The 9,043-nt window shown below is 72.7% G+C and carries 12 protein-coding genes and 1 pseudogene; 7 read left to right on the top strand and 6 right to left on the bottom strand.

What is annotated here, in order from left to right; genetic code table 11:
- A pseudogene (locus C1I95_RS28845) lies at positions 1-431 on the top strand (acetate kinase); the annotation flags it as partial.
- A 10-nt stretch (positions 432-441) separates the two neighbouring features.
- Here C1I95_RS28845 and C1I95_RS35970 read toward each other — a convergent pair.
- Positions 442-606 (bottom strand): hypothetical protein, encoded by a 165-nt coding sequence (locus C1I95_RS35970; RefSeq protein WP_199523954.1) that lies wholly within the window; start codon positions 604-606, stop codon positions 442-444.
- Positions 607-768: 162 nt separating this feature from the next.
- Here C1I95_RS35970 and C1I95_RS28840 point away from each other — a divergent pair, with 162 nt between their 5' ends.
- Together C1I95_RS28840 and C1I95_RS28835 are read left to right on the top strand one after the other, a co-directional pair.
- Positions 769-1,635: an alpha/beta hydrolase family protein gene (locus C1I95_RS28840; RefSeq protein ID WP_199523955.1), complete on the top strand. Its 867-nt coding sequence runs from the start codon at positions 769-771 to the stop codon at positions 1,633-1,635.
- A 50-nt stretch (positions 1,636-1,685) separates the two neighbouring features.
- Complete coding sequence (locus C1I95_RS28835; protein ID WP_111218535.1) at positions 1,686-2,669, top strand: alpha/beta hydrolase family protein; 984 nt, start codon at positions 1,686-1,688, stop codon at positions 2,667-2,669.
- Positions 2,670-2,727: 58 nt separating this feature from the next.
- Here C1I95_RS28835 and C1I95_RS28830 read toward each other — a convergent pair whose 3' ends face one another.
- The 3 genes from C1I95_RS28830 to C1I95_RS28820 all read right to left on the bottom strand — a co-directional run bounded on the left by C1I95_RS28830 (position 2,728) and on the right by C1I95_RS28820 (position 5,426).
- A complete protein-coding gene (locus C1I95_RS28830; protein WP_199523953.1) occupies positions 2,728-3,690 on the bottom strand; it encodes a zinc-binding dehydrogenase in 963 nt (320 codons plus the stop codon).
- A gap of 76 nt (positions 3,691-3,766) precedes the next feature.
- A complete protein-coding gene (locus C1I95_RS28825; protein ID WP_111218533.1) occupies positions 3,767-4,945 on the bottom strand; it encodes an NAD(P)-dependent malic enzyme in 1,179 nt (392 codons plus the stop codon).
- Positions 4,946-5,084: 139 nt separating this feature from the next.
- Positions 5,085-5,426, bottom strand: a complete 342-nt coding sequence (locus C1I95_RS28820) for a S24/S26 family peptidase (RefSeq protein ID WP_111218531.1) — start codon at positions 5,424-5,426, stop codon at positions 5,085-5,087.
- A gap of 75 nt (positions 5,427-5,501) precedes the next feature.
- Here C1I95_RS28820 and sodN point away from each other — a divergent pair, with 75 nt between their 5' ends.
- Entirely contained in the window at positions 5,502-5,906 is a 405-nt protein-coding gene (gene sodN, locus C1I95_RS28815; protein WP_111218529.1) for a superoxide dismutase, Ni, read from the top strand.
- A gap of 163 nt (positions 5,907-6,069) precedes the next feature.
- Positions 6,070-6,477, top strand: coding sequence for an ATP-binding protein (locus C1I95_RS28810; protein ID WP_111218537.1), 408 nt, complete (start codon positions 6,070-6,072; stop codon positions 6,475-6,477).
- A gap of 98 nt (positions 6,478-6,575) precedes the next feature.
- Here the strand turns inward: C1I95_RS28810 and C1I95_RS28805 are convergent, their stop codons facing one another.
- Complete coding sequence (locus tag C1I95_RS28805) at positions 6,576-6,965, bottom strand: hypothetical protein (protein WP_111218527.1); 390 nt, start codon at positions 6,963-6,965, stop codon at positions 6,576-6,578.
- A 42-nt stretch (positions 6,966-7,007) separates the two neighbouring features.
- Between C1I95_RS28805 and C1I95_RS28800 the strand changes: the two genes are divergently transcribed.
- Both C1I95_RS28800 and C1I95_RS28795 read left to right on the top strand, forming a co-directional pair.
- A complete protein-coding gene (locus tag C1I95_RS28800; protein ID WP_111218525.1) occupies positions 7,008-7,952 on the top strand; it encodes a diacylglycerol/lipid kinase family protein in 945 nt (314 codons plus the stop codon).
- Between the two features lie 445 nt (positions 7,953-8,397).
- Complete coding sequence (locus tag C1I95_RS28795) at positions 8,398-8,655, top strand: WhiB family transcriptional regulator (protein ID WP_007072794.1); 258 nt, start codon at positions 8,398-8,400, stop codon at positions 8,653-8,655.
- 106 nt (positions 8,656-8,761) lie between these two features.
- Here C1I95_RS28795 and C1I95_RS28790 read toward each other — a convergent pair.
- A partial coding sequence (locus tag C1I95_RS28790) for a CbiX/SirB N-terminal domain-containing protein (protein WP_325048870.1) occupies positions 8,762-9,043 on the bottom strand: 282 nt, incomplete at its 5' end.

The following is a 9,043-nucleotide window of genomic DNA, read 5'->3' as shown; positions in this document are numbered from 1 at the left end:
AGGGCGGGCTGGGCGTCGACGAGATCGACGACCTGCTCAACCACCGCAGCGGCCTGCTCGGGCTGACCGGCGCCAACGACATGCGCGAGGTGCTGGCCCGACGCGCGGCCGGGGACGAGGCGGCGGCGCTCGCCTTCGACGTCTACTGCCGCCGGATCACCGGCTACGTGGGGGCGTACTACGCCCTGCTCGGTCGGGTGGACGCGGTCACCTTCACCGCCGGGGTCGGCGAGCACGCCGGGCCGGTACGCGCGGCGGCGCTGGCCGGCCTGGGCCGGCTGGGCATCACCGTCGACCCGGACCGCAACGCGGGCAGCGGCGACCGGTTCATCTCGCCGGACGGCGCGGAGGTCGCCGTCTGCGTCGTCGGCACCGACGAGGAACTGGAGATCGCCCGGGAGGCGCGAGCGGTGGTCGCGGCGGCCGGCTGACCCGGGCGGGTCAGCCGAAGGCGAGCCAGGTGGCGAGGGCGACCAGCACCACCGCGACGACCGCCGCTGCGACGATCAGTCCGGTACGCGACGCCGCCTCCGCCGGAGCCTCCGGGTTGGCGAAGGCACGGAACGCCTCGGTGTTACCGCTCGGGTCGGTGTAGTTCTCAGCCATGCCGCGAACCTTAGCGAAACCGGTCCAGTCGGACCGTCCGGTACACGTCGTACGCGCCGGGCGGCGGGTTCCGCGCGGCCCCGGGCAAACGGCACCCGGGCAGGTGACCCGGGGTCCTACCGTGATGCCGTGGGGATCAGGCGGCGGCTCGCCGCGTCGACGATGGCCTTGCTGGTGGCGTGCCTGACCGGCTGCGCGACGACCAGCGACCCGACCGTCAGGTCGGCACCGACCCGGTCGGCGCCGCAGGTGACGTACGCGGTGGGCGCCCGGACGTTCGTCGTCGACGCCGGTTCGCCGCGCCCGCTGCCGGTCACCCTCTGGTACCCGACGCAGGGCAGCCGGGTGGCCGACGGGCGGTTCCCGGTGGTGGTCTACAGCCACGGCCTGGCCAGCCTGCCCGAGCTGCACGCCGGGCTGACCGCCCGGTGGGCCGCCGCCGGTTTTGTGGTGGCCGCGCCGACCTATCCGCACACGCGGCGCGGCGCGACCCGGTTCTCCCGGGCCGACGTACGCAACCAGCCGGCCGACGGCTGGCGGGTGATCCGGCACCTGGTCCGGCTCGACGACCGGCGCGGCGACCCGCTCGCCGGCCATCTCGACGTGCAGCGGATGGCGGCGGCCGGTCACTCGGCTGGGGGCTTCACCACGGCCGGCATGTTCACCTCCGGGCACCCGGCCCGGCTCCGGGCCGGCATCGTGATCGCCGGCGGCGGGATGGCGGGCAGCTTCGCCGGCCTCCCCGCGCCCATACTCTTCGTGCACGGCACCGCCGACTCGGTGATCCCGGTGAGCGTCGGCCGGGCCGCGTACCGCCGTACGCCCGGGCCGGCCTGTTTCCTGAGCCTGCTCGGGCAGGGGCACGGCGAGTACCTCGCCCCCGGCCGGCCGGGATTCGCCCAGGTGCTCGGCGCCACCACCGACTTCCTCCGCTGGACCCTCTACGGCGACCTGGAGGCCGCCCGCCGGCTGCCCACCCGGGCCCAACTGTCCGGCGTGACCACCTTCGAGACCCGCCCCGCCGGCTGAACCCGAGCAGCGGGTCGGGTCGGGCGGCGGGGCGAGGCACAATCGGAGCCATGTCACGCCGTGCCGTCTCCGCCCTGCTCGCCAGTGCCCTGTTCGCCAGCGCGCTGGTCGGCTGCTCCACCGACCGCCAACCGGCCGAGCAGGCTGCCGCAGCCACACCGCCGGCGACCACGCCCGCGCCGTCGGCGACCTCGTCGGCACCGGCAATCCCGGCCGGGAGCGCGCCGCAGCAGACCTTCGCGGTCGGCGTACGACAGCTGAAGCTGAACCGCGACGGCGACCGGCCGCTGCCGGTGACCGTCTGGTACCCGGCGGCCGGCCGGGCGGGCGGCAAGCCGGCGGCCTCGGCGCGGGCCGCGGACGGCAGCTTCCCGGTCGTCATGTTCAGCCACGGCCTGGGCGGCCGACCCGACGACTACGCGGCCCTGCTGACCCGGTGGGCGGCGGCCGGTTTCGTGGTGGCCGCGCCGACCTTCCCGCACACCTCGCGGGGCGGCGACCGGAACGTGCTCGACGTGCTCAACCAGCCCGCCGACGTGTCGTACGCGTTGACCGAGGTGCTCGCCCTCGACAAGCGCGCCGGCGATGCACTGCGCGGGCGGCTGACCACCGACCGGGTGGCCGCCGCCGGGCACTCGGCGGGCGGGGTGACCACGATCGGGCTGTTCACCGCCGGCCGGGACGAGCGGCTGGCCGCCGGGATCGTCTTCGCCGGCACCGCCCTCGGGGTGGGCACCGCGTTCGCGGGCGCCGCGGCACCGCAGCTGTTCGTGCACGGTGAGGCGGACGAGGTGGTGCAGTACGCCGCCGGCAAGGCCGTGTACGACAAGGTGCCCTGGCCGAAGGCGATGCTGAGCCTGCCCAACGGCGACCACGGCCGGGCCCTGCTGAGCGACGGCAACTCGCTGGAGGTCGTCGCCGACACCACCATCGAGTTCCTGCGCTGGACGCTCTACGGCGACGCCGACGCCAAGGAGCGCATCGCCGCGGCCAGCGCCCCCGGCAACATCGCCACCCTCGACAACCGCCTGTGACCGAAGGAAGGGCCCCTTATTAACGCCTCCGGTAGAGCAGGGGCCCCCTTTTAACACCTCAACTGGTGTGGTCGACCACGACCTTGCCGAAGACGTCTCCGGAGTGCAGGCGGGCAAAGGCCTCCTCGACCCGGCTGAACGGCACCACGCTGTCCACCACCGGGCGCACCTTCCGCTCGGCGCAGAAGGCGAGCAGGCCGGTCAGCTCCGCCGGAGTGCCCATCGAGGTGCCCAGGATCTCCAGCTGCATGGCGAAGACCCGGCGCAGGTTGACCGCCGGCTCGTGCCCGGCCGTCGCGCCGGAGACCACGATCCGGGCGCCCGGCGCGGCGGATTTCAACGAGTGGTCGAAGGTGGCCGCGCCGACGGTCTCGATCACCACGTCGACCCGCTCGGGCAGCCGGGCGCCGGGTTCCACCGCGGTCGCGCCCAGCCCGGCGATCCGCTCCCGCTTGGCGGCGTCGCGGCTGGTCGCGTACACCCGCTTGCCCATTGCGACGGCCAGCGCGACCGCCGCGGTGGCCACGCCGCCCCCGGCGCCCTGGACCAGCACGGCCTCGGCGTCGTCGACGCGGCCCTTGGTGGTGAGCATCCGCCACGCGGTCAGCCAGGCGGTCGGCAGGCAGGCCGCGTCGGTCGCCGCCAGCCCCGCCGGCAGCGGCAGCAGGTTCGACCGGGGTACGGCCACCCGCTCGGCCAGCGTGCCGGGGAAGTGCTCGGAGAGGATGGACATCCCGCGCGGGTCACCGGGGGTGGGCACCACCGGGTAGACGACCACCTCGTTGCCCTCCGGGTCCACCCCGACCGCGTCGCAGCCGAGGATCATCGGCAACTGCTCGGCGCGCAGCCCGACGCCGCGCAGCGACCAGAGGTCGTGGTGGTTGAGCGAGCTGGCCGTGACACGCAGGGTCACCCAGTCGTCGTCGGGCAGGCTCGGCTCCGGCTGCTCACCGACGGTGAGCGCGGCGAGCGGGTCGGCGTCGTCGAAACGGGAGGCGAAGGCAGCACGCATGATCCGCACGGTAACAAGCTGAGCGCTCGTTAAGAAGGGCCCCTTTCTATGCATGAGGCGTTAAGAAGGGGCGCTTCCTTACACCTCAGGCGCGCGCGACGCCGTCGCGGCGGGCTGCTTCGGCGACCGCTTCGGCGACGGCGGGGGCGACCCGGGGGTCGAGCGGCGAGGGCACGATCGCTTCCGGGGTGAGCGTCTCGGCCACCACGGAGGCGATGGCGTCGGCCGCCGCGACCTTCATCGCGTCGGTGACCCGGGTGGCCCGGGCCGCCATCGCGCCCCGGAACACGCCCGGGAAGGCCAGCACGTTGTTGATCTGGTTCGGGTAGTCGCTGCGCCCGGTGGCGACCACCGCGACGTGCCGCGCGGCCACCTCGGGATGCACCTCCGGAGTGGGGTTGGCCAGCGCGAACACGATCCCGCCGGGGGCCATCCCGGCCACCGCCGACTCGGGGATCTGCCCGCCGGAGACCCCGATCAGCACGTCGGCGTCGCGCAGCGCCTCGGTGATGTCGCCCTGACGGCCGTCGGCGTTGGTCAGCTCGGCCAGTTCGACCTTGGTGCCGGTCAGGCCGGTGCGCTGATCGCAGATGATGCCCCGGGAGTCGCAGACCACCACCCGGTCCGGGTCCACTCCCCCGGCCACCAGCATCCTGGTCACCGCCACCCCGGCCGCGCCCGCGCCGCTGACCGCCACCCGCAGGTCGCCGAGCTTGCGGTTGAGCAGCATCGCGGCGTTGCGCAGCGCGGCCAGCACGACGATCGCGGTGCCGTGCTGGTCGTCGTGGAACACCGGGATGTCCAGTGCCTCGTCGAGCCGGCGCTCCACTTCGAAGCAGCGTGGAGCGCTGATGTCCTCCAGGTTGATCCCGCCGAACGACGGCGCGAGCGCCTTGACCACCGCGACGATCTCGTCGACGTCCTGGGTGTCCAGGCAGACCGGCACCGCGTCGATCCCGCCGAACTGCTTGAACAGCACGGCTTTGCCCTCCATCACCGGCAACGCGGCGCGCGGGCCGATGTTGCCGAGGCCGAGTACGGCCGAGCCGTCGGTGACGACCGCGACGGTGTGCGACGCCCAGGTGTAGTCGTGGGCGAGCGACGGGTCGGCGGCGATCGCCTCGCAGACCCGGGCGACCCCGGGGGTGTACGCGAGGGAGAGGTCGTCCCGGCTGGTGAGCGGGACCGTCGAGACGACGGCCATCTTACCGCCCCGGTGCAGCTGGAAGACGGGATCAGCAGGATCCACAATGGACGAAGACATGGTGACTCCAGGATCTGTCGAGCAGATGGACCGGCCGGTCGGGCGCACGGTGAGGCGACGAGCGGCGGCGCGAGGTGCGGGGGGTCACCCGGGCACTTCCGAGCATAGTGGTGGCGGTGGGGCCGGTATGTGAGCAGGGTCATAACGGACGCGGCGGCACCCGACCGGGTCGCGGCCAGTAGCGGGCCACCACCCGGCCCCGCACGTCGGCCACCCCGTACTCCCGGGAGTCGTCGGTGATCAGGTCGTTGTCCCCGTACAGCCACCACCCGCCGTCGACGGGGCGGACCGCGCGCTTGACCACCAGCAGGTCCGGGCGGCTGCGGAAGACCGCGATCACCACGTCGCCGGGGCGGACGGGCCGGCCACCGCGACGGACCAGCACCGCGTCGCCGTGTCGCAGGGTCGGTGACATGGACGGACCGGTCACCAGTACGGCCGACAGCGGCCACCGGAGCTGGGGCGCGGGCACGGGTTTCACCTCCTGCGGCCTCGGGGACCACCTCCAGGAGTAATGTCGTCTTGGATCATCGCAAACTTCCCATGGAGGATCCTGATGCGACTTCCACGCATCCTTGCGCCCCGCGTGACCGCCAGCGCCCACTGCGACCTGCCCTGCGGTGTCTACGACCCCGCGCAGGCCCGGATCGAGGCCGAGTCGGTGAAAATGATCTGCGAGAAGTACCAGGCCAACACCGACCCCGAATTCCGCACCCGGGCCATCCTGATCAAGGAGCAGCGGGCCGAACTGGTCAAGCACCACCTCTGGGTGCTGTGGACCGACTACTTCAAGCCGGCCCACTTCGAGAAGTACCCGAACCTGCACCAGCTGTTCAACGAGGCGACCAAGCTGGCGGGTGCCGCCGGCGCCAAGGGCGCCACCGACCCGGCCAAGGCCGACGAGCTGCTGCAGAAGATCGACGAGATCGCGAAGATCTTCTGGGAGACCAAGCAGGCGTGACGTCGCTCGCCGGCGGCGACAAGTCTCGGCGGCCGACGCGTCCACACCGGGCGCGCCGGCCGCCGTCGTGTCCGGCCGGTCCACCCGGCCGCTCCGCCATGGTCGACGCCGCCAACCGCTCGGCCGCCTGAGCGGGTAGAGTCCCCCACCGGGGGGATGAGTGGTGACTCAACTGACCGGCCAGCCGACGACCGACGACGACGTCGTGCACCTCACCGTGCCCGCCGACGGCGGCTATCTGGGTGTCCTCCGCACCGCCACCGCCGGCCTCGCGGCTCGCCTCCAGTTCGCCCTCGACGAGATCGAGGATCTACGCATCGCGGTCGACGAGGCGTGCGCCATGCTGCTCGCCATCGCTTCCCGGGGAGCCGAGCTCGACTGCCGCTTCACGGTGACCGAGGACGCGCTGACCGTCGAGGTGACCGTGCCGACCGTGCCGGGCACCAAGCTGCCGGCCGAGTCGTCGTTCGCGTGGAAGGTGCTCACCGCGCTGACCACGTCGGCGGCGGCGAGCGCGGTCGACGGGCGGGCGACCATCTCGCTGCTCACCCGCCGCGCCTCCGGCTGGTGAGCGGCCACCCGGGTCAGCTCACGCCGCCGCCTCGCTCGGCCCGCCGTCAGCGCGAAGCGCCACGCTGCGGTGCCTGATGGTTCGCTCGCTCCGCTCGTTCACTCGAAGCCGAGGGCGCGGGTGGTGGGCGGGCTGACCAGCAACCAGGTGACGCCGAGCCCGAGCGCGATCAGCGGCACGCCGAGCCAGCCCAGGCCACCCTGGATCATGAACCAGCCGATCGGCAGCAGCATGAGCTGGAGCACGATGGACGGCGCGCGGGCACCCGCCCGGCGACGCAGCAGCGCGCTGCCCAGCGCCCAGAGCGCGACCGCGGCACCGATGGCGAAGGCCGTGACCAGCAGCGCCGACGTCAGATCGGTGGTGGTGGCGGTGAGATCGGCGACGACCAGCCAGGCCGCGACCAGCCCGACGGCGACCGCCTGGCCCCGTAACAGCCGGACCGCCCAACGCAGTGTGACGGGGGTCGGGTCGGAGTCGATGGTCACGCGGTCACGATACCCGTGACGGCCCGGAGTACAGTGCCGCCCATGCGGGCCATCCTGCTGGTCAATCCGAAGGCCACCACCACCAGCGAACGTGCGCGGGACGTGCTCGTCCGGGCGCTGCGCAGCGAGGTCGACCTCTCCGTGCGCTACACCCGGCGGCGTGGTCACGCCACCGCGCTGGCCCGGGAGGCCGCCGTGGAGGGCGTCGACCTGGTGGTCACCCTCGGTGGCGACGGCACGGTCAACGAGGTGGTCAACGGCCTGATGACGGCGACCAGCGCGGTCGGCGAGGCGCCGACCGCGGAGCGGCTGCCCGCACTGGCCACCGTGCCGGGCGGCTCGACCAACGTCTTCGCCCGGGCGCTGGGCCTGCCCAAGGAGTGGCCGGAGGCCGCCAGCATGCTCCTGGAGGGGCTGCGGCTGGGCCGGCACCGGACGATCGGCCTCGGCCGGGCCGACGACCGCTACTTCACCTTCTGCGCCGGCTTCGGGCTCGACGCGGCGGTGATCCACCGGGTCGAGGAGGCCCGCCGTCGGGGCCGGGTCTCCTCGCCGGGGCTCTACTTCCGCGCCTTCACCGCGCAGTTCATGTTCGGTGCCGAACGGCGGCACCCGGCGATCCAGCTGGAGCAGCCGGGCGAGGCGGCAGAGGGAGACCTGGCCAGCGCCATCGTCCAGAACACCGCCCCGTGGACGTACGTCGGGGACCGGGAGGCCAACCCGAACCCGGAGGCGTCGTTCGATCTGGGGCTGGATGTGATGGCCTTTCGCCAGCTGGGCGTCGCCAGCACGACACGCACCGTGACGCAGTTCCTCTCCAGCACGCCCAATCCGCACGGCCGGCAGGTGCTGCGCCTGCACGACGTGGCCGAGTTCACGCTGGTCGCAAGCCGTCCGCAAGCGTTCCAGCTCGACGGCGACTATCTTGGCGAGCGGGAAAAAGTCAGATTCACCTCCGTTCCCGCCGCACTCAGAGTAATCTGTTAGGTCTCCGGTACCACCGGGCGGAGACGGTCGGCGCGACCCCCGACGCGCGACGACTGCGACACCCGAAACCCACGCCGGAAATGTCAGCAATGTCCGGCGGACTGTACTATATTGATCCTCGACTGTGGTAAGGCGGGTGACCGGAGTGATCTGGAACCCGGACAAAAGGGTTGTGGGCTTGCTCACCGCGCGGAGTTTTTCCGAGCGCCACCCTTGACATTGTGTGAGTTCGTGAAAGTATTCACAAGCGAACTTGAGTTACCGGGACATTGCCTGGATATGCTCGGCAGGTTGAGCCGTTCCAGCAGGTCCCCGGGGCCAACAGCCTGCTCACGCACTGCCGAATTGACGGACGCAAACCGTCACCATCGGCATTGCGGACGCATATAGGAAAAGCACCAACAGCAACATCTGCCACCCACCCAGAATGAGGAGTGTTGCCGCCATGGACTGGCGTCACCATGCTGTCTGCCGCGACGAGGACCCGGAGCTGTTCTTCCCGATCGGGACGTCCGGTCCGGCTCTCCTGCAGGTCGAGCAGGCCAAGGCCGTCTGCCGGCGCTGCTCCGTGACCGACCAGTGCCTGCAGTGGGCGCTGGAGTCCGGTCAGGACGCTGGCGTCTGGGGCGGGATGAGCGAGGAGGAGCGGCGCGCTGTCAAGCGTCGCGGCGGCCTCCGGGTGCTGCGCGCTCACTCCGCCTGATCCACGCACCAGAGCGACACGCCCCGGCCGGCTCAGCCCGCCGGGGCGTTCTGCTGCCCGCCCCCGGCAGCCCGGGCCGTCGGCAGAGCCCGTCGGTCAGCCCGCCTCAACTGCCGGAGCGCGCCTCGGCGTCCACCCGGCGCAGCACCAGGTCGACCAGCTCCGGCGCGTCCGTGAGCGGAGCCGCCACCGCCACCGCACCGGCGTCCCGCGCCGCCGCCGTCACGGCATCGTGGAACAGCCCGGGCGCCAGGAAGTACGCGGCCACGGCCACCCGCCGCGCACCCCGCGCCCGCAGCCGGGCCACCGCCGCACCCACGGCCGGCGGCGCGGCCGAGGCGTACGAGATCCGGGTCGGGGTGTCCAGGGCCGCACCCAGCGCCTGGGC

Source organism: Micromonospora craterilacus, assembly GCF_003236315.1.
Lineage (GTDB): Bacteria > Actinomycetota > Actinomycetes > Mycobacteriales > Micromonosporaceae > Micromonospora > Micromonospora craterilacus.
This window is presented reverse-complemented; position numbering and strand designations above follow the sequence as displayed.

Coding starts and splice junctions, on each gene's coding strand:
- sodN (WP_111218529.1), top strand. CDS start 5,502: ATGCGACTTCCACGCATCCTTGCGCCCCGCGTGACCGCCAGCGCCCAC.
- C1I95_RS28800 (WP_111218525.1), top strand. CDS start 7,008: ATGCGGGCCATCCTGCTGGTCAATCCGAAGGCCACCACCACCAGCGAA.
- C1I95_RS28795 (WP_007072794.1), top strand. CDS start 8,398: ATGGACTGGCGTCACCATGCTGTCTGCCGCGACGAGGACCCGGAGCTG.
- C1I95_RS28840 (WP_199523955.1), top strand. CDS start 769: ATGGCCTTGCTGGTGGCGTGCCTGACCGGCTGCGCGACGACCAGCGAC.
- C1I95_RS28825 (WP_111218533.1), bottom strand. CDS start 4,945: ATGTCTTCGTCCATTGTGGATCCTGCTGATCCCGTCTTCCAGCTGCAC.
- C1I95_RS28835 (WP_111218535.1), top strand. CDS start 1,686: ATGTCACGCCGTGCCGTCTCCGCCCTGCTCGCCAGTGCCCTGTTCGCC.
- C1I95_RS35970 (WP_199523954.1), bottom strand. CDS start 606: ATGGCTGAGAACTACACCGACCCGAGCGGTAACACCGAGGCGTTCCGT.